This window comes from Streptomyces graminofaciens, assembly GCF_030294945.1.
In the GTDB taxonomy this organism is placed as follows: Bacteria; Actinomycetota; Actinomycetes; order Streptomycetales; family Streptomycetaceae; genus Streptomyces; species Streptomyces graminofaciens.
The window spans coordinates 7,075,240-7,093,686 of record NZ_AP018448.1 but is presented as its reverse complement, the minus strand read 5'-3'; the positions used below and the strand labels follow the sequence as shown (position 1 = coordinate 7,093,686).

Genomic DNA, 18,447 nt, shown 5'->3' with positions numbered 1-18,447 from the left:
TCCCGAGCGAATCCGCTCCATCATCACCGGCTCGTTCTCGCGATTCTCTGCGCCGTTCATTTTGCTGCGGGAATTCCTTGCTACGTGCCCACGTCAAGGAAGGCTCCCGTATGAACCGTGCAGGTAAATCCCGCACGCCCCGCAGCACGTCCCGAGCGTCGAATCGCCCGGCCCCCGCACGCCGAAATGTCGCGCCCCAAGGCGAGTTCGCACCGCCGAAGACGCTGACGCCCGCACTGCCCGCCGTCGAGTCGTTCGCCGATCTCGACCTGCCGGCGCCCCTGCTGGCCGCGCTGGGCACCGAGGGCGTGACCGTGCCGTTCCCCATCCAGGGAGCGACCCTGCCGAACTCCCTCGCCGGCCGTGACGTGCTCGGCCGCGGCCGCACCGGATCGGGCAAGACCCTCGCCTTCGGCCTCGCCCTACTGGCCCGGATCACGGGCCGGCGCGCCGAGCCGAAGCAGCCGCTGGCCCTGATCCTCGTCCCCACCCGCGAACTCGCCCAGCAGGTCACGGACGCGCTCACCCCGTACGCCCGCGCCGTACGGCTGCGGCTCGCCACCGTCGTTGGCGGAATGTCCATCGGCAGGCAGGCCAGTGCCCTGCGGGGCGGCGCCGAGGTCGTCGTCGCGACGCCGGGCCGACTCAAGGACCTCATCGTCCGGGGCGACTGCCGGCTGGACGACGTCGAGATCACGGTCCTCGACGAGGCCGACCAGATGGCCGACATGGGCTTCATGCCCCAGGTGACCGCCCTGCTCGACCAGGTGCGCACGGACGGGCAGCGACTGCTGTTCTCGGCCACCCTGGACCGTAACGTCGACCTGCTCGTCCGGCGCTATCTGAGCGACCCGGTCGTCCACTCCGTCGACCCCTCGGCGGCCTCGGTCACCACGATGGAGCACCACGTCCTCCACGTCCACGAGGCGGACAAGCAGCGGACGACCACCGAGATCGCGGCGCGCGACGGCCGCGTGATCATGTTCCTGGACACCAAGCGCGCGGTGGACCGGCTGACCAAACACCTGCTGAACAACGGCGTCCGCGCCGCCGCCCTGCACGGCGGCCGCTCCCAGCCGCAACGCACCCGCACCCTCGCCCAGTTCAAGAACGGGCAGGTGACGGCGCTGATCGCGACGAACGTCGCGGCTCGCGGCATCCACGTCGACAGCCTCGACCTGGTCGTCAACGTGGACCCGCCCGTCGACCACAAGGACTACCTGCACCGCGGCGGCCGTACGGCCCGCGCCGGCGAGTCCGGCAGCGTCGTCACGCTGGTCACCCCCGACCAGCGCCGCGAGATGACCCGGCTGATGGCCACCGCCGGCATCAACCCCCGGGTCACCCCGATACGTTCGGGCGAGGCGGAGCTGAGCCGCATCACCGGCGCGCGGACCCCGTCGGGCGTACCGGTCGTCATCGTGGCACCGGAGCCCCAGGAAACTCCCCGCCGCGCCGCACCCACCTCCTCCCAGCGGCGCCGCAGCAGCCGCGGCCGAGCCGGCCGGGGCCAGTCCACAGGCCAGCCCCCCGCCCAGTCCACGGGCGAGGCGGCGCGCCGCAGGCCGCGACGGCAGTCCCCCGCCACCGGCAGGGCGGTCTGAGGCCGCGCCGCGCCCCCCGCTCCCTTCCCCATCCCCCCAGTGAGGCACCATGCGCTGTGTCATCGCCCGGTACCCGTTCGACCTGACGAAGGACGGGGTGCTGGACTCCATGAAGGGCGTCACGCCCGAGCCCGTCACGGGTGAGTCCGTGACCATCGGCCGCCGGCGGTACCCCGCCAAGCAGGTGGGCGAGATCGTCACCCGGCAGGACCGCCGCGACTTCACCAGCGGCGAGGTCATCCGGGCCATGAGCCGGCTCGGCTTCACCTGCCACCCCCGCCCCGAGCCCGCTCCCGCGTTCGCCCCCGATCCGCTCTGGGCCACGTCGGAGCAGCTCGGCGACGTCGTCCACCCGGACCTCTGAGAACGGGCAGGACGTAGGACCGCCGCGATCACTGGTCGGCGGACGGTGTTGATTCGGGGCTTCGGCGCGCCGTACGGCGCGCCGGGGCCCCGCGACACGTCGCACGACGACACGAGCCGTCATCCGCGTTCAACTCGCCCCGGCCGAGGCGTCGTTCACCTTATGCACACGAACCCGTCTCCCTATCATCGGAAGATGACGGAACCGACACAGCCCGGCCCGTACGCGGGTCAGCCCGGCCCGTACACGGGTCAGCCCGCCCCTCCGCCGCAGGGGGGTTCCTATCCATACGCGTCCACGCCGCCGCCCGGTTACGGAAGACCGACCGGCCCGCCGACGGACCCGGCCGCGGGCTCCGACCGGGTGTCCGGCGTGCTGCTGGTCCTCGGCGCCGTTCTCGCCGTCGCCGCTTCGTTCACCACGATGGACAAGTCGGTCCAGTATCTGGACCGCAGCAGCGAGCAGTCGGTGTACGAATCCGTCGCGACGGCGTGGTCGTACTCCAACTCGCAGCCGGGAGCGGAGACGACCTCGGTCACACAGTTCTCCGGGATCCCGCTGCTCCTCGGCGCCCTCGTCGCCCTCGTGGCGGCCATAGTCCTTCTGGCCGCCTTCGGCCGTCGGCTCCCGCTGACCCGGGCACTCGGCATCGCCGGCGCGACACTGCTGTTCGGCACGGTGCTTGCGGTGCTGACGGACGTGATCAACGACGCCCAGTGGGACACGGACACCCGGACCACCACCTTCGGCCCCGGCTTCTACCTGCTGACCGTCGCCTGTCTGCTGGCATTCGCCGCGACCGTACTCACCGTTCTGGGCACCCGCCGCCCCGTCGGCCCCGCCCAACCCCAGGCCCAGCAGCCGTGGCAGACCGCGCCCACACCCCAGCCGTACCCTCCGGCCCAGCCGCCGCTTCCGCCTCAGTCCCCGCCTCAGTCTCCGTCTCAGGCCCCGCCTCAGCCGCCGACCGTCGGCTGAGGCCGTCGGAGCCGTTCGCGCCCGCCTCGTGGCGTGGGCAAGAACGCGAGCTGACATGTGTGAGCGCGGCGGGCCTGGTGAGGCCCGCCGCGCTCACGCATGTCGGCTCAGCTCACTGGACGATGTCGAACGTGGCGTCGGCACGGCCCGTCCCGGTGGAGATCTCATCGATCCGCAGGGCGAAGGACGAGTGCCGGAGGTAGCGCGTGGGGAACCTGGCCGAGCGGAACGACGACCAGGTCCCGTCGAGGCCGGCGACGCGGTGGAACGTGGCGTCGGTGGCGAAGGCGGCCGTCCCGTCGTCGCGGACGACCTTGATCTCGAAGTTCTCCTGCTTCATGTAGTAGCCGGGGAAGTTGACCGACTCGAACGACACACCGGTCGAGTCCGACAGGCCGGGCCGCAGCCGCCACTGCGCGTCCTGGTAGGGGTCGAAGGGCAGCTCGCTGATCTTGCCGGCGAAGCTCGCGTGGCGGACGTAGCGGCCGGGGAAGTTGTACGACTTCAGCAGGTTCCAGCTCGTGCCGCCGTAGCGGGCGAGGAGGCGGTCGCGGTCGGCGGCCGTGATCGGCTGGACGGTGTTGTGCTTGGCGTTCAGCGGCGCGGTGTAGGTCTGGCGGCCGGCCTTGGTCCACGTGCCCGACACCAGGTCGCCCTGCCACAGGTCGAACTTCGCGTTGGGGCAGTACGTGTCACCCCACAGCATCCAAGTGGACGGCGCGGTGAGGGACTTGACCAGCGTGGGGGCCTCGGTGCACCGGTTCTCGGCGACGCCGTCGGTGTACTTGGTGAAGCTGCCCGGTTCCACGGACGTCGACCGTGCGCCGGCCAGGCGGCCGGTCGCGTTGTCCTTGTAGTAGAGGTAGTTGGATCCGTTGACGCCGGTGACGACGTGCGAGTCGATCACGCCGTGCCCCGCGTCGTAGTACACCGCGGGGTCGGTGGCGGTGACGAAGTCGGTCGTGTAGGCGACGTCGATCACCGAGTACGAGGCGCCCTGCGGGACGGTGGTGAACGTGATGCCGTAGGCCTGGCGGACCGGGTCCCAGTGGACGGCCGGCGCCCAGCTGTACGCGTTCGGATTGGTGCCGTTGACCTTGAGCAGCCGGTCCGCCGACCAGTTCACCAGGTCCGGCGAGGTCCAGACATGGATGTTCGGGTTCGGTTTCGTGAAGCTGCCGCCCGCGGCGATGTCCGTCGCGAGTGCAACCCAGCTGCCGTCGTTGAGCCGGAACAGGAACGGGTCGCGGATCCCCTTGGTGCCCGCGGTGGGGGGCAGGATCGCGTTGTTGTCGTTGAGCGGTGTCCACTCCCGGCCGTCGTCACTGACGGCGAGATGCAGGGCGTTGACATTGCCCGCGCCGCTGATCGACTCCTTGAAGTAGCCCATCACATAGGCGGAGTCGGCCTCCGCGCCACGGCCGTCTGCGCCGGGACGGCCACACCCGCGGCGAGCGCCGCCAGGGCGACCAGGAACGCCGATCTTCGGATCAGTCCTGCCAGCATGGTCTTTCCTCTCGAAGGGGCGGTCCTTCACCCCGGGTGCGCTGCCGGCGCCCCCCTGAGGCGGGCGCCGGCAGCCGGGTCGAATCAGCTGGTCCGGTGGTCAGCTGGTCAGCCGGAAGGTCGCGTCGCTGCGCCCCGTCGCGGTGGTGATCGTTTCGAGCTTCAGCTGGAAGGCGTAGTGGCGGATGTAGCGGTCGGGATGGTTGTACGACTGGAACGAGGACCAGGTCGAGTCGGCGAGTCCGGCGACCTGCCGGAAGGTGGCGTCCTCGGCGAACTGGGTGGTGCCGTCGTTGTAGACGAGCTGGAAGTCGGATCCGTCGCTGCGCAGGTAGTAGCCGGGGAAGTTCACCGACTCGAAGGAGACGGTGCCGGAGCCGGCCAGGCCGGGGCGCGGCCGGAACTTGGCGTCGTCGTTGGTGACGTTCTGGTCGATGCGCACGTCGAAGTTGGCGTGCCGTACGTAGCGGTCCTGGAAGTTGAAGGACTGAAGCCGCTTGCCCGGGACGTTGGCCCAGCGTGCCTGGATCCGGGCGTCCTCGGCGGCCGTCAGGTTCAGGATCGAGCCGTGGCGCTTCTTGTTGCCGCCCAGGGAGTAGGTGCCCGACGTCGGGAGCTTGAAGGTGCTGGGGGCGGACGGGTTGGTCGTCGAGACCGGCATGTATCCCTTACCGGCCGCGTACTGGTCGAGGTAGAGGGTCCACTCGTTGCGGTCGCGGAACTTCATCCACATCGGACCCTCGACCTGGGAGCCGGTCAGACCGATGCCGGAGAGGTTGCCGAGGTTGGTCCAGGTGCCGAGGATCGAGTTGCTGCCCTCGAGCGTGATCTGGCCGTCACCGGAGGCCCGTACGTAGCGGTAGTTGCCGACGCCGGAGGGCACCTCGACGATCTGGGTGTCGATGATTTCCTGGGTGCCGGGGCGGTCGATGTAGATCTGCGGGGTGGTGATGGAGCGGAAGTCGCTGGTGTGGGCGTAGTAGATGCGGTGCTTCGTCGCGCCGTTGAGGGGCTTGTTCGTCGCCCAGTACAGGACGTAGTCGTTGCTGGCCGGGTCCCAGATCGCTTCCGGCGCCCACGCGTTGCGCCCGTCGGGGATCGCGCCGGCGACATTGAGCAGCCACGGCGCGGACCAGGTGACCAGGTCCGTCGACTCCCACACCACAAGACTGCGGCTGCCGTCGTTGATGGACTGACTCCACGTCTGCCCGCAGTCGATGCACAGGTCGGTCGCGATGATCCAGTACTTGCTGCCGTCGGGTGAACGGACCAGGGCGGGGTCGCGCACCCCGCGCGTGCCGACGGTGGAGCGCAGGGTCATCCCGCCGCCGTTGAGATCGGTCCAGTTCAGACCGTCCGCGCTGTACGAGAAGTACATCTGCTGGCCGGTCGACCCCTCCCCGATGAAGTGCGTCATCAGGTAGCCCGGGTCGGCGGCCGCGGCCTTGTCGGGGGTGACGAGGGCCTGGCCCGTGAGAACCAGGCATGCGGCGACCAATATCGCCGTCAGCCGGGCGAGAACCGCGGACATGCGTGTCTCCTGTCTGTGCGCGTTGGAGCGCTTTACCGGCACGCCGAATCGGCGCCCTGGGGGTGGGGATGCAGAAGGCGTCTGCGGCTCGATTCCTGTCGGACGCCCAGAAGTTGTTCGACTTTTCGGACAATGTTCGTAAGGTCGGGCAGACGTTAAGGCGGGCCGACAGCGTGCGTCAATACCTCCAACATGCGCAGTAGCGAACTGAATCGAACGCGATCTACCTCGCTCGCCTTTTGCGAACGACCGCCGTGATCCGGCCAATCCCTCGCCTGTCAGCCCACCGGCCGGTAATTGTCAGGTTCACCGGCTTGTCTGGTGACGGCTCCGTTCCCCCACCCCGAGGAGTGCCATGACCGACGTCCTTGCCGGCGTCCCGGACGAGACCGTCCCCGAGTTCCCGATGCCCCGGGCGGCCGGCTGTCCCTTCGCGCCGCCCCCTGAGCTGCTGAAACTGCACGCCGAGAAGCCGGTTTCCAAGGTCCGGCTGTGGGACGGCACCACCCACTGGCTCGTCACCCGCTACGCCGACCAGAAGGCCCTCTACGGCGACCAGCGGCTCAGCGTCGACACGACCCGGCCCGGCTTCCCCTACCTCAACGAGGCCTTCCGGGAGACGGCGGCCAAGACCCCGCCGTCCTTCCTCAACATGGACGACCCCGACCACGCGCGCATCCGCCGGATGGTCACCGGCTCGTTCGCCGTCAAGCGCATCGAGGCCATGCGTCCCGCGATCCAGCGGATGACCGACGAGCTGATCGACACGATGCTGGCCGGACCGAAACCGGTCGACCTGGTCGAGGCGCTCACGCTGCCGCTGCCGTCGCTGGTGATCTGCGAGCTGCTCGGCGTCCCCTACGAGGACCACGACTTCTTCCAGGCCAACAGCAAGGTGGGACTGCGCCGGGACGTGACCGCCGAAGCGGTACGGGCCGCCTTCGGCGAGATCTACCAGTACCTGGGCGGTCAGATCGACGCGAAGCTCGACAACCCGGCCGACGACATGCTCTCCGAGCTGGCCGCCCGGGTGCGGGCCGGTGACCTGACCCGCCACGACGCGACCATGCTGGGCGTCCTGCTGCTCGGCGCCGGGCACGAGACCAGCGCCAACATGCTCGCCCTGGGCATCCTCGCGTTCCTGGAGCACCCCGACCAGCTGGCGATCGTCCGTGACACCGACGACCCGAAGGTCCTCGCGGGCGCGGCGGACGAGATGCTGCGCTATCTGACCGTCGTCCACAACGGCCAGCGCCGCCTGGCCCTTGAGGACTTGAAGGTCGGCGACCAGCTGATCCGGGCCGGCGAGGGCGTCATCATCCCGGGTGCCACCGGCAACTGGGAGGCCGGCGTCTTCCCCGACCCCGAGCGCCTCGACGTCCGCCGGGACGCCCGCCGCCACCTGGCCTTCGGCTTCGGCATCCACCAGTGCCTGGGCCAGCCACTGGCCCGCCTGGAGCTCCAGGTCGTCTACAACACGGTCTTCCGCCGCATCCCCACCCTGCGTGTGGCCACCGACCTGAACAAGATCCCGTTCAAGGACGACGGCATCGTCTACGGCGTCTACGAGCTGCCGGTGACCTGGTAGCGGCCGGGCCCCCGCGTCCTCGACGCAGCCCCGTAGCCGCGTCGTGTCGTGCGGGGGGGGGCAGGGCGGGTCCGATGACGCCGGTGCAGACGGAGCGGTGTGCCGATCGGCGTCCCAGCGGTCCACCGCTTCCGGCACGCCGACCGCCCACTGTGGATGGCGCGGTAACCGGTATAAGCGGTTACCGCGCCGCCGAAGGGTACCCGCCGAGCCGGACGCTCTTCATGCCGCCGGCTCCGGCACCTTGAACTCACGGGCCTGCACCGCCAGATGGGACAGCACACCGCCGGCCTCGGCGACGAGTCCGGCGGAGCGGGCCAGGTTCGCCGCGCCGACCACGCCGTGTCGCGCGAACCGGAACAATCCGTGGCTCTACGCGCGTCGAACCCTTGTCAGGCAAGTGAGTTGAGGCAAACATGGGGCAGCTCGTTTGAGCCGAAATAAAATCCCCCTCGTTCGCCCGACAGGTGAGGCATGAGTACACGTACGTCCAGAATGCGGCACGCGGCCGGCGACGGCTACGCGTCCGCCGGCTCCCTCAGACAGAACGCCCTCGGCGTTATGGGCATCCTCTTCTTCGTGCTCTCCGCGCAGGCACCGCTCACCGGTGTCGCCGGGGCGGCACCGGTCGCCGTGGCCATCGGCAACGGCCCGGGGGTGCCCGCCATGTATGTGGTCGCCGGGGTGGTCGTCCTGCTCTTCTCGGTCGGCTATGTCGCGATGGGCCGCCATGTGGTCGACGCCGGCGCCTTCTACGCGTACGTCGGCAAGGGCCTCGGCGCCACGGCCGGCGCGGGCAGCGCGGGCGTGGCGCTGCTGGCGTACCACGCCATCCAGGCGGCGGTGTACGGGCTGTTCGGCGCCGTCATGAACGGGCTGGCCGTGCAGTACCTGGAGACGGACGTGCCCTGGTGGCTGATCGCCCTCGGCACGATGGTGCTCGTGCAGGCGCTCGGCGCGGCCGGGGTCGACGTGGGCGCCAAGGTGCTCGCGGTGTTCGTCCTGGCCGAGATCAGCCTGCTGCTGGTCTTCGGCATCGTCACGTTCCTCACCGGCGGCGGCCCCGAAGGCCTGGCCCCCGAGGCCTCCTTCTCCCTGTCGGCGGCGCTCGACGGCGCGCCCGGGGTGGCGCTGATGTTCGCGGTGGCGTCGATGTTCGGCTTCGAGGCGACGGCGATCTACGGCGAGGAGGCGCGCGATCCGCACCGGACGGTCCCCCAGGCCACCTATCTCGCGGTCGTCCTCGTCACCGCGTTCTTCGCCTTCACGTCCTGGATGCTGATCTCGGCGCACGGCCCGTCGTCCAGTGCCGCCGCCGCCGGAAAGGCCCTGGAGGCCGGGGACGGCGCGGCCTTCGTCGCCGCTCCCGTCTCCGACGAGCTCGGCGCGTGGGCGGGCGACGCGCTCCCGATCCTGCTGGCCACCTCGCTCTTCGCCAGCATCCTGGCCTTCCACAACTCGGCCAACCGCTACCTGTTCTCCCTCGGCCGGGAGGGCCTGCTGCCGCGCAGGCTGAGCGCGCTCAACGGCCGTCAGTCGCCCTGGCTCGCGGGTGTCGTACAGACCGTGATCGCCGCACTGCTGGTCTTCCCCTTCGCCCTGGCCGGCAAGGACCCCGTCCTCACCCTCTTCTCCTGGCTCAGCGGCCTCGCCGTCCTGGCGATCATGCTGCTGTACTTCCTGACCTCCGTCTCGGTCATCGTCTACTTCCGCCAGGACGGGTCGGGTGACACGCGGGTCTGGAACACCCTGATCGCCCCGGCCCTGGGCGCGGGCGGCATCGCGGGCGCGATCTGGCTGATCATCGCCAACTTCACGACGCTCATCGGCGGTGACGCGACGACCGCGATCTGGCTGGCGCTGACGGTGCCGGGGGCGCTGGTGTTGGGGATGGCGATGCCGCGGCTGGCGGGGAGATCGGGCAGGCGGTAGGGGCGCCCCCGGTGCACCCCGCAGGGCTCCCGTGGGGCGGCCCCGTAGGGCCCCTGTCGGTGTGACCGTCAAGATGGTCATGGCCGGGAGACCCGCGCACAGGTGTCCCGGCCCGCACGCTGCTCAGCTCCGGGCGCGCTGCTGCCAGTTGGTGAAGGACTGCAGCGGGTCGCCGTTCTCCATGGCCCAGGGGTAGACGGTGACCATGCCGCCGATCGCGCGGAACACCTCGCCCGCCTGCGCCGCCCGCTTCGCCTGGACCAGGGCGTACGCCAGCAGGTTCAGGTCGGCTATGGCTGCGGCGTGGGTCAGGTGGCCGGGCCGGGGCCAGTCGGCCAGGGCGCGGCCCAGAGCGTTCTCGGCGTTCGGGCGGCTCCACAGGTGGATCGCGGTGAGGGCCTCGACCCCGCCCTGGTCGACCGTGCCGTGGTAGAGGTCGATCAGGGCGGCGATTTCCAGGCCCGCCGTCGGTGCGGTGGGCGCCGCCCCCGCGCGTACCCGGTCGAGGAACTCGACGGTCTGCGCGTGCGAGCCGCACTCCCACGGGGACAGATAACCGAGCATCTCGAAATGGGCCTCGCGGTGCCACGGATCGCGTCTGACGATCTCGTCCCAGAGCGGGAAGACCTCCGTGCTCGGCCGGCGCCACAGCCGCAGCAGCCCGAGACGCACCACCCAGGGGCTGGGGTCCTCGGGCCGCGCCCCGGTGGCCCGTTCACAGGCGTCGAGCGCCTCCCGTGTCTCCGCCGCGACCGGGTGCTCCTCGTACCGCGCGCGCAGCATGACGCCCCAGGCGAACAGCAGTTGGGCGTCCGGGTCGTGCGGCTGCTCCTCGGCCCAGGAGCGCTGGAGGGCCGGCGAGGTCGACTCCGCGAGGACACTCATGCGGTGGGCCCTGCGGTCCCAGTCCCGTCCGGTGTCGCGCAGCAACTGCTCGATCATGGCCACGACGAGACTACGGCCCGCGGAGGTACCCCTCTCGATGAGACGCTTGCGCACCTTGCCCAGGTCCGCGTCGTCGAGTTCGGGGGCGAGTCTGGTCGTGCTTCGTCGGCGACCGAGGAGAGACATGCTCGGAGAGTAACGAATTTCGGTCGCACAGTGATGGGTTGCGGTACATGGATGTCGATCTGAGATCTCTACCGACCAAAGGCGCCGTGGCGGGTACGGACGGCCGGTCCGACGGGTGGAACTTCGAAGGGTGCGGGAAGCGTTGACAGGAAGACGCGTGGAACGTGCGCGGGCGCTGGACGACATGGGCTGAAGCCGAGGTGGCACGGATGGCGATGTGGGATCGGATCAAGGACCAGGCCAAGGGTCTGCAGCAGCAGGCGCAGGGGGCGCGGGGCCTCGGCGGACACAGCCAGGGCCACGGACAGGGCCAGGGCCAGGGCCAGGGCCAGGGGTACGGACAGGGCCAGGGCCACGGACACGGCCAGGGGTACGGGCGCCCGGGTTCCGGGGCCTCCGGCGGGTCGAAGGCTCAGCTGGTGAGCGCGTTGAAGTCCCAGCTCAGCTCGCTCAAGACGGAGCTGAAGAGCGGTGCCTACCGGGACGCCAGCATGGCCATGTGCGCCCTGGTCGCCGCCGCCGACGGGCATGTCGATCCGGCCGAGCGGCAGCACGTGGAGTCGCTGATCCTGAACAACGACGTCCTGCAGAACTTCCCGGCCGACCAGCTGCGGCAGCGCTTCAACAAGCACGTCGACCAGCTGTCGTTCAACTTCCAGCAGGGCAAGGCCGAGGCGCTGCAGGAGATCGCCAAGGCCGCCAAGAAGCCGACGGAGGCCCGGGCGGTCGTACAGACCGGCTTCGTCGTCGCGGGCGCCGACGGATATGTGGCGCCGGCCGAGGAGCAGGTCCTGCGCGAGGCGTGCGCGGCACTCGGGGTGTCCCCCCAGGAGTTCGGCCTCTGATCCCCCGGAACCCAGGGCTCGGTGGCCCGGTGCCCCGGGGCCGGATGGGCGAAAGCCGTCCGGCCCCGGGGCACCGCCGTTCTCAGCCGCTCACCGGCACCGGCTGAAGCTTCGCCCGGAAGTGGCGCAGGATCGGGGACTGTTCCACGATCCGGTAGCCGTGCACGGAGGCGGCGTCCTTGGCGATCTTCTCCAGGGTCCGGCCGACGTGGTCGTAGTGGCTACGTGTGTAGACCCGGCGCGGGAGGGCGAGCCTGACCAGCTCGTACGGGGCGCTCTTGATCGGGTTGCCGTCCTCGTCCTCCTCGCCGAGGTAGAGCGAACCGAGCTCGGCCGAACGGATGCCGCCTTCGAGGTAGAGGCGGCAGGCGAGGGCGTGGCCCGGGTAGTTGTGGGGCGGTATGTGCGGGAGGAGGCGGCCCGCGTTGAGGTAGAGGGCGTGCAGGCCCGGGGGTTCGAGGATGTCGACGCCCGCCGCGCGGACCCGGCCCGCGAGGTGGGAGGCGATGTCGGCCCGCTCCGCGAGGTAGGCGGGTTCGGTGACCTCCAGCAGGCCCGCCGCGATCATGTCGAGGTCGCGGCCCGCGAGACCGCCGTAGGTGGCGAAGCCCTCGGTGGCGATGAGGAGGCGTTCGCACTTCTCGGCGAGTTCGGGGTCGTTGAGGCCGATGAAGCCGCCGATGTGGACGATGGCGTCCTTCTTGGCGCTCATGACACAGCCGTCGGCCAGCCGGAACGCTTCTTCGGCGACCTGGCGCGGGGTGTGGCCCTGGTAGCCCGCTTCGTGGCGGGTGACCAGCCAGGCGTTCTCGGCGAACCGGGCGGCGTCCAGGATCATGGGGACGCCGTGGCGGCGGCAGATCTCGGCGGTCTGCTTCAGGTTCTCCATGGAGACGGGCTGGCCGCCGCCGCCGTTGTTGGTGATCGTCATGACGACCACGCGGACGCGGGAGCCGTCCGGGCCTTCGAGCCAGCCGCGCAGCGCGTCGAGGTCGATGTTCCCCTTGAACGGCAGCTCCGCGTCCAGGTTCTTGGCCTCCGCGCACGGCAGGTCATGAGCCTGACATCCGGAGAGTTCGACGTTCGCCCGGGTGGTGTCGAAATGGGTGTTGGCGAGGACGATGCCGCCGGGCTCGAGGAGCGTGTTGAACAGGATGCGTTCGGCGGCGCGCCCCTGGTGGGCCGGCAGGATGTGCTTGTAACCGGTCAGATCGGTTACCGCTTGGTGGAAACGATAGAAGGAGCGCGAGCCCGCGTAGGACTCGTCGCCGTCCATGCCCGCGGCGAGCTGCGCGGCCGAGATCGCGCCGGTGCCCGAGTCGCTGAGCAGATCGATGGTCACCTCGTCGGCCCGCAGGTCGAAGAGGTTGTAGTGCACCCGTTTCAGCGCCTCCTCGCGCTGCTCCCGAGTGGTGAGCGCGATGGGCTCGACGACTTTGATGCGGTAGGGCTCCACGCTGACTTCCTTGCTTCTGTTGCTCTGTGGACTGCTTGGTGGCTGTTGGCCTGATGGCCGCTATGCGGCGGAGGTGTCGAGCACCGGCTCACGCTGTTCACCGGCGGGCGGCCGGACCTCGTAGGCCTCCGAGGAGATGTACGTGGTCACCCGGGGCGGCCGGCCCCGCTCGTGGGCCAGCGCCACATACGCGACGAGCCCCACACCGTCCTCCGGTCGCCGCGCGGTGACGGCGGCCAGGGCCCGGTCGAGTACGGCGGTGTCGAGGCCGTGGCGGGTGAGGACGGCCTTCGCCCGCGTGAGCGCCTCCCCGTCGTGGCGGACGTAGTCCCTGACCGGCACGTGCAGGGTGAAGCCGGTGGGCCCACCGTCGGTGCGGGTGAAGGAGTGGCAGGACAGCACGGGCCGGCCCTCGAACCGCTCCGGTGACGCGGCCCCGGCGGGTCGCGGCCCGTCGTCGAAGCCGCCCGCGAGGCGCAGGAACTCCTCCAGCGTCTTGGCGTCGGGCCCGGCTTTCATCCGGGACAGACCGCCCGCGGCGGGTACCGGCAACTCCCGATGGGTGGCGTAGATCTTCACCCGGGGTGCTTCCCAGTCGCCCAGGTCGAGGGCGAAGAACGGGTAGCCGTCGGCCGCCGGCAGCGCCTTGAAGGCCTGTCGGTGGCCGAGCCGCTTCAGTGCCTTGCGTACCGTCTTCTCGGCCCGCGCCGCGCCGGACGCCGAGGGGTTCAGGTACACCTTGACCTTGGGTACGCCGCCGGGACGCAGCTCCAGCGCGATCCACAGGGCCAGCGGGCCCTCCGGGTCGGCGGGGAAGAACAGGTCCTCCAGTACGTCGAGTTGGCCGGTGCCGAAACCCCAGCGGTCCGCCATCGACCGGACGGCGCGCAGCCCTGCGCGGCCGTTCTCCCGCAGGCTGCCGGCACCCCATCCCGGTTCCAGCAGCACCCTCAGTGCCGGGGGTGCGTCCGGCCGGTAGGAGAGCGAGAACTCCACCGGGGTGGAGTCGTCGGACAGGAAACTGTGGGAGGGGGGCGGCAGGTCCAGCGGCCGTTCGGCCTCCGGCCCCAGTGCGTCGGCCAGTATCCGCGCGTAGCTTTTCGCGTCGGTCCGGCCGAGGCCCGACACCTGGCACAACCGCAGTAACTGGCCGGTCACGAGCCCGTCGAGCGTCGGCGTCGCCCGTGACTCCCCGGTGCCGGGGCCGAGGCCGCTCACCGCTGCTCCCGCCGGGTGCGAGGGGGCACAGAAAGATACCCGCCGACCTGGGCGGGTATCTCGTCGTGCGGTAAGGGGCGGGCGGTCACGCCCCCAAGGGCGTTTGCGGGTATTCGTTCAGAAGCGGCGTCGGTGGATATGTGGTCCACGACACCTCCCTTTGTTCGTTGGTCACCACGAATGCCGCCGCGTTACTACCCCTTCTGTTGAAAGTTCATGCTGTGACGGGATGTCACTTCTGTTGTGTACATCACCCCTTGAGCCGCGCCGGGTCAGCCCTTCAACCAGGTCAGGAAGGAGCTCCAGACTCCCCCGCGCTCCTGCCTCCGGCCCGCCCCGGCGTGCTCGACGCGCGGCGAGGTCTCCGTCGCGCGCGGCGGGTTCGGCCGCTGGACGACCTGCGGGGTGAAGCGGCAGGGCAGTCCGGCGAGGGCGCGGTGGAAGGGGCCGGGCCGCCAGGTCAGGCTGTCCTCGGGCACGGCGAGTTCGATGTCGTGCAGCCGGTTGAGCAGGCTCTCGATGGCCACCATGGTGACGAGCCGGGCGATGTCCTTGGACGGGCAGGCGTGCGGGCCCGCGCTCCAGGACAGGTGGGCACGCCGGCCGCCGGCCTTACGGGCCGCCGCGAGCGCCGGGTCGGTGTTGGCGGCCGTCATGCTGACCATGACCAGGTCGCCCGCCCTGAGCTTCATGCCCCCGAACTCCATGTCGGACGCCGGGTAGTGCGGTGCGTAGTTGGCCATGGGCGGGTTCTCCCACAGCGTGTCGTCGATGGCCTCGTCGATCAGGCCGCCGTCGGCGTACCGGTCGTGCGTGAGCAGCCGGTGCAGGGTGTTGCCGATGAGGTTGCGCAGCGGTTCGGCGCCCGCGCCGAGGAGCAGGATCAGCTGGTGGACGAGTTCCTCGTCGGTCAGCCGCGCCTCGTGCCGCATCAGCCAGGAGGTGACGTCGTCGGCCGGCTTGGCCCGCTTGAGCGCCACCAGCTCGAACACTGCCTGGCCGAGGACCGCGTTGGCCTTCTCGGCGTTGACGCCCTCGAAGACGCCGGAGATGCCGAAGACGACCCGGTCGCCGATGTCCGCCGGGCAGCCGAAGAGCTCGTTGAACACGAGCAGCGGCAGCTGCTTGACGTAGTCGTTCATCAGGTCGATCGAACCGCGGGCGGCGACCTGGGAGATGAGGTACTCGGAGGCCCGCTTGGCCATCTCGGTCAGCTGGCGGGAGTCCACACGGGCGAGGGTGTCGGTGATCGCCTGACGCAGCCGGGCGTGCTCGGCGCCGTCGGTGAACATGGCGTTGGGCCGGTAGCCCAGCATCGGCACGACCGGGCTGTCCGGGCCGATCTTGCCCTCGGCGACGTCACGCCAGCGGCGGGCGTCCTTGCGGAAGTTGCTGGAGTCCTGCAGCAGTTGCAGCGCGGTCGCGTGGTCGGTGACGAGGGTCGCCTCGACGCCGGGCGCGATCTCGACCGGCGCGGCCGGCCCGTAGTGCCGCAGGTGCGCGTAGTACGCCTGGGGGTCGGCCGCGTACTCCGCCGTGTACAGCGGCACCCGCAGTCCGCTGTCGTGCGCCGGGCAGCCGGGTGGTGGTACGGGAACGGTGGGTTCGGGGGTCATGTCTGCTCCTAGCGGGCGCGGTCCATCAAGTAGCGGACGAGCGTGATCAGCGCGTCGGCCGACGAGCGTTCGTCACGTGCGTCACAGGTGACGATGGGGGTGTCGTCGAGCAGGTCGAGTGCCTCGCGCAGCGCCCTCGCGTCGCGTATCGACGAACCGTCGAAGTGGTTGACCGCGATCGCGTAGTCGAGTCCGTACTGCTCGATCAGGTCGATCACGGCGAAGGAGTCCGCCAGCCGCTCGGGATCGACCAGGACCAGCGCCCCGAGGGCGCCGCGGGCCATGTCCTCCCACATCTGCACGAACCGCTGTTGGCCGGGCGTGCCGAAGAGATACAGCACGACCCGCTCGCTGACGGTCAGCCGGCCGAAGTCCATGGCGACCGTGGTGGTGGTCTTGCTCTGGACGCCCTTGAGGTCGTCGATCGCCTCCCCCGCCCGGGTCATCGTCTCCTCGGTGGTGAGCGGCGAGATCTCGGAGATCGACCCGATGAAGGTGGTCTTGCCCACCGCGAAGTGCCCGACGACGAGGATCTTCACGGCGGTCTGGGTCTCGCCGCCGCGGACGTAGGCCCGTTCATCCAAATTTGGCCCGGAGACCATCCAGCACCTCCTCGAGAATCTGCAGGTTGGCGACGGGCGCACGGGGCACGGGGGCGCGGGTGATGAGGTAACCCCCCTCGGAGAGGGCGGCCAGCAGGATCTTCACCACGCCCACCGGCAGATGCATGTGCCCGGAGATCTCGGCGACGGAGAGGTAGCCGCCGACGCAGATCCGCAGCAGCTCCTGCTCCTCCGGCGAGAGGCGGGCAGGCCGCTGCTGCTCGTCGGCCGCGGCCGTGACCAGCGTGATCAGCGAGAACTGGTTCTCGCCGGGCAGGCCGCGGCCGCCGGTGATGACGTACGGCCGTACTAATTCGGCGGCCTCGTGCTCCTGCTTGTCGGAATCGCTCATGGCCGTACCACGCTCTCGCGAGGCGGAGCAGTCAGTACCTTGCCCAACTGGCCGACAAGCTGCTGCATCCGGAAGGTGATGTCCGCCATGTCGACGTCGGAGGAGGCCGACACGGCGAGATAGGCGCCTGCACCGGCGGAGATCAGGAAGATCCAGCCGCCGTCGAACTCGACCAGGGTCTGCTGCCAGCGCAGATCGGTCCGGTCGACGAAGAACGACAGCGAACGGCTGAGCGACTGCATGCCGCTCATCGCGGCGGCGGCCTTGTCCGCGTCGTCCTTGCTCACGTCCCTGGAGCGGGCCCGCTGCAAGCCGTCGGCGGAAACCAGAACCGCGTGCAGAGCTCCGGGGATCTCCAAGGCGCTGTCAAGCATCCATGAAAGATCGTTGTTCATGAGACCTCGTGCCCTTCGCTGCTTGCGCCACGGGTTCCGCCCGGCCGCTCCGTGTCCGGATGCGTGGCCCGGCCCGCGTCCGTGCCCTGCTTGAACGCGGCCATGATCGCTGCCGTGTCCTCACTGCGACGCCTCGGCGCGGACGAGGACGACTCGCTGTTGGAGACGAGTGCCATCGGCCGCTTCCGCCGACGCCGGGGCAGACCGTCGTCGGTCGTGGGCAGCGGCGGTGAGGGCTCGGGGCCGGTCTCGAACGCCGCGGCGACCGCGTCGACGGCCGGTGCCGTGTGCGCCGTGTGCGCCGTGTACTGCGGCTCCGGCGAGGCCACCGGCTGCGTCGGCTCCTTCGGCGCCGGCATGTCGGTGAGCAGCTCGTCGGGCAGGAGGACCACGGCGCGTACGCCGCCGTAGGGCGAGGTGGAGTCCACGGACACCGTGAAGCCGAACCGCTCGCAGAGCACACCGATCACCGCGAAGCCGAACTGCGGCGGGTTGCCGAGCCCGGAGACACCGGAGGCCCGCTCGCTCGACAGCAGCTTCTCGGCCCTGGCCTTCTCCTCCTCGTTCATACCGACACCGGCGTCGTCCACGACGATGCAGACGCCCTTGGGGACGGTACGGACGTTGATCTCCACCACGGTGTCCGGGCTGGAGTAGCTGGCCGCGTTGTCGAGCAGCTCGGCGAGCGCCAGCGCCACCGGTTCGACGGCGCGGCTGGTGACGCCGAAGTCCACCTTGGACAGGATCTGCACTCGCTGGAAGTGGCGGATCCTGCCCTGGGCGCTGCGGACCACGTCGTAGACCGAGGCCACGTCGCGGTGCCGGCCGAGCCAGCCCTCGCAGAGCACGGCGATGGACTGGGCGCGCCGACCGAACTGCGCGTTCATGTGGTCGATCTCCAGGAGGTCCTGGAGCATGACGGCGTCGCCGTACTTGCGCTGCAGCCCGGAGATGATGCGCTGCTGTTCGGCGGCGAGACCCTGCAGGGTCCGCATGGCGGACTTCAGGGCCGTGCGCGTCTCCGACTCGGCTTCCTGCTGGGCCTGTCGAACGGACTCCGCGTAATGGCTCTCCAACTCACCGTAGTGATTTCTGAGCCCTGTGATCTCCTGCCGTAACTTCCGCGCCGCCCCTCGCTGGCGAACGATCAGGGCTACGGCGAGAAGGGTCACGGCAAGGAGAGCCCAAAGCACCGGATTTTGTATGTATTGCGTCATGAGACCCTCTTCAGGCGGCTGAAAGCCAGCTACTGAATTCCCGTCAATTCGCGCAGACCGGAGGTCGCCCGCGCCAGGGTCGCCGCCCAGGCTGCCCCCTTGGCGATGAAGGTGCCGGTTTTGCACCTATCCGTCCGTTCAGCAAGTGCGGTGATCGTATCACCGCGCGTGC

At 70.0% G+C, this 18,447-nt stretch carries 17 protein-coding genes; 6 read left to right on the top strand and 11 right to left on the bottom strand.

The annotated features are described in order from the left end of the window. The first annotated feature begins 110 nt into the window (after positions 1–110). The 3 genes from SGFS_RS30675 (at position 111) to SGFS_RS30665 (ending at position 2,946) form a co-directional block, all read left to right on the top strand. The gene (locus SGFS_RS30675; protein ID WP_286255089.1) at positions 111–1,604 is read left to right on the top strand and encodes a DEAD/DEAH box helicase; all 1,494 of its coding nucleotides are present in this window, start codon (positions 111–113) and stop codon (positions 1,602–1,604) included. A gap of 49 nt (positions 1,605–1,653) precedes the next feature. Further along, complete coding sequence (locus tag SGFS_RS30670; RefSeq protein WP_286255086.1) at positions 1,654–1,968, top strand: SCO5918 family protein; 315 nt, start codon at positions 1,654–1,656, stop codon at positions 1,966–1,968. A gap of 195 nt (positions 1,969–2,163) precedes the next feature. Then, on the top strand, positions 2,164–2,946 hold the full coding sequence (locus SGFS_RS30665) for a hypothetical protein (protein ID WP_286255085.1): 783 nt from the start codon (positions 2,164–2,166) through the stop codon (positions 2,944–2,946). A gap of 112 nt (positions 2,947–3,058) precedes the next feature. Here SGFS_RS30665 and SGFS_RS30660 read toward each other — a convergent pair whose 3' ends face one another. Further along, a complete protein-coding gene (locus SGFS_RS30660; RefSeq protein WP_286255082.1) occupies positions 3,059–4,336 on the bottom strand; it encodes a glycoside hydrolase family 43 protein in 1,278 nt (425 codons plus the stop codon). A 216-nt stretch (positions 4,337–4,552) separates the two neighbouring features. Continuing rightward, positions 4,553–5,983: a glycoside hydrolase family 43 protein gene (locus SGFS_RS30655; RefSeq protein WP_286255080.1), complete on the bottom strand. Its 1,431-nt coding sequence runs from the start codon at positions 5,981–5,983 to the stop codon at positions 4,553–4,555. 355 nt (positions 5,984–6,338) lie between these two features. Here SGFS_RS30655 and SGFS_RS30650 point away from each other — a divergent pair, with 355 nt between their 5' ends. Next, positions 6,339–7,571, top strand: coding sequence for a cytochrome P450 (locus SGFS_RS30650; RefSeq protein ID WP_286255078.1), 1,233 nt, complete (start codon positions 6,339–6,341; stop codon positions 7,569–7,571). 222 nt (positions 7,572–7,793) lie between these two features. Here SGFS_RS30650 and SGFS_RS30645 read toward each other — a convergent pair whose 3' ends face one another. Further along, positions 7,794–7,934: a PEP-utilizing enzyme gene (locus tag SGFS_RS30645; RefSeq protein ID WP_286255075.1), complete on the bottom strand. Its 141-nt coding sequence runs from the start codon at positions 7,932–7,934 to the stop codon at positions 7,794–7,796. A gap of 111 nt (positions 7,935–8,045) precedes the next feature. On the opposite strand from SGFS_RS30645, the gene SGFS_RS30640 reads away from it, so the two are divergent. Further along, the gene (locus SGFS_RS30640) at positions 8,046–9,503 is read left to right on the top strand and encodes an APC family permease (RefSeq protein ID WP_286255073.1); all 1,458 of its coding nucleotides are present in this window, start codon (positions 8,046–8,048) and stop codon (positions 9,501–9,503) included. A gap of 123 nt (positions 9,504–9,626) precedes the next feature. Here the strand turns inward: SGFS_RS30640 and SGFS_RS30635 are convergent, their stop codons facing one another. Beyond that, complete coding sequence (locus tag SGFS_RS30635) at positions 9,627–10,574, bottom strand: hypothetical protein (protein ID WP_286255069.1); 948 nt, start codon at positions 10,572–10,574, stop codon at positions 9,627–9,629. Between the two features lie 209 nt (positions 10,575–10,783). Here SGFS_RS30635 and SGFS_RS30630 point away from each other — a divergent pair, with 209 nt between their 5' ends. Further along, entirely contained in the window at positions 10,784–11,419 is a 636-nt protein-coding gene (locus tag SGFS_RS30630; RefSeq protein ID WP_286255067.1) for a tellurite resistance TerB family protein, read from the top strand. An 82-nt stretch (positions 11,420–11,501) separates the two neighbouring features. Here the strand turns inward: SGFS_RS30630 and SGFS_RS30625 are convergent, their stop codons facing one another. The 7 genes from SGFS_RS30625 to SGFS_RS30595 form a co-directional block, all read right to left on the bottom strand. Next, positions 11,502–12,875 (bottom strand): tryptophanase, encoded by a 1,374-nt coding sequence (locus SGFS_RS30625; protein ID WP_286255066.1) that lies wholly within the window; start codon positions 12,873–12,875, stop codon positions 11,502–11,504. Positions 12,876–12,935: 60 nt separating this feature from the next. Beyond that, positions 12,936–14,093 (bottom strand): tryptophan dimethylallyltransferase family protein, encoded by a 1,158-nt coding sequence (locus SGFS_RS30620; RefSeq protein ID WP_286255064.1) that lies wholly within the window; start codon positions 14,091–14,093, stop codon positions 12,936–12,938. Positions 14,094–14,365: 272 nt separating this feature from the next. Then, the gene (locus SGFS_RS30615; protein ID WP_286255062.1) at positions 14,366–15,709 is read right to left on the bottom strand and encodes a cytochrome P450; all 1,344 of its coding nucleotides are present in this window, start codon (positions 15,707–15,709) and stop codon (positions 14,366–14,368) included. A gap of 8 nt (positions 15,710–15,717) precedes the next feature. Continuing rightward, entirely contained in the window at positions 15,718–16,311 is a 594-nt protein-coding gene (locus tag SGFS_RS30610; protein WP_286255060.1) for a GTP-binding protein, read from the bottom strand. Next, a complete protein-coding gene (locus SGFS_RS30605; RefSeq protein WP_286255058.1) occupies positions 16,286–16,663 on the bottom strand; it encodes a DUF742 domain-containing protein in 378 nt (125 codons plus the stop codon). The genes SGFS_RS30610 and SGFS_RS30605 overlap by 26 nt, the downstream gene beginning before the upstream one ends. Further along, on the bottom strand, positions 16,660–17,058 hold the full coding sequence (locus tag SGFS_RS30600; protein WP_286255057.1) for a roadblock/LC7 domain-containing protein: 399 nt from the start codon (positions 17,056–17,058) through the stop codon (positions 16,660–16,662). Before SGFS_RS30600 ends, SGFS_RS30605 begins: the two co-directional genes overlap by 4 nt. Next, positions 17,055–18,275: a sensor histidine kinase gene (locus SGFS_RS30595; RefSeq protein ID WP_286255055.1), complete on the bottom strand. Its 1,221-nt coding sequence runs from the start codon at positions 18,273–18,275 to the stop codon at positions 17,055–17,057. Before SGFS_RS30595 ends, SGFS_RS30600 begins: the two co-directional genes overlap by 4 nt. Positions 18,276–18,447: the final 172 nt, after the last annotated feature.

Coding starts and splice junctions, on each gene's coding strand:
- SGFS_RS30675 (WP_286255089.1), top strand. CDS start 111: ATGAACCGTGCAGGTAAATCCCGCACGCCCCGCAGCACGTCCCGAGCG.
- SGFS_RS30670 (WP_286255086.1), top strand. CDS start 1,654: ATGCGCTGTGTCATCGCCCGGTACCCGTTCGACCTGACGAAGGACGGG.
- SGFS_RS30665 (WP_286255085.1), top strand. CDS start 2,164: ATGACGGAACCGACACAGCCCGGCCCGTACGCGGGTCAGCCCGGCCCG.
- SGFS_RS30660 (WP_286255082.1), bottom strand. CDS start 4,336: ATGGGCTACTTCAAGGAGTCGATCAGCGGCGCGGGCAATGTCAACGCC.
- SGFS_RS30655 (WP_286255080.1), bottom strand. CDS start 5,983: ATGTCCGCGGTTCTCGCCCGGCTGACGGCGATATTGGTCGCCGCATGC.
- SGFS_RS30650 (WP_286255078.1), top strand. CDS start 6,339: ATGACCGACGTCCTTGCCGGCGTCCCGGACGAGACCGTCCCCGAGTTC.
- SGFS_RS30640 (WP_286255073.1), top strand. CDS start 8,046: ATGAGTACACGTACGTCCAGAATGCGGCACGCGGCCGGCGACGGCTAC.
- SGFS_RS30635 (WP_286255069.1), bottom strand. CDS start 10,574: ATGTCTCTCCTCGGTCGCCGACGAAGCACGACCAGACTCGCCCCCGAA.
- SGFS_RS30630 (WP_286255067.1), top strand. CDS start 10,784: ATGGCGATGTGGGATCGGATCAAGGACCAGGCCAAGGGTCTGCAGCAG.
- SGFS_RS30615 (WP_286255062.1), bottom strand. CDS start 15,709: ATGACCCCCGAACCCACCGTTCCCGTACCACCACCCGGCTGCCCGGCG.
- SGFS_RS30610 (WP_286255060.1), bottom strand. CDS start 16,311: ATGGTCTCCGGGCCAAATTTGGATGAACGGGCCTACGTCCGCGGCGGC.
- SGFS_RS30605 (WP_286255058.1), bottom strand. CDS start 16,663: ATGAGCGATTCCGACAAGCAGGAGCACGAGGCCGCCGAATTAGTACGG.
- SGFS_RS30600 (WP_286255057.1), bottom strand. CDS start 17,058: ATGAACAACGATCTTTCATGGATGCTTGACAGCGCCTTGGAGATCCCC.
- SGFS_RS30595 (WP_286255055.1), bottom strand. CDS start 18,275: ATGACGCAATACATACAAAATCCGGTGCTTTGGGCTCTCCTTGCCGTG.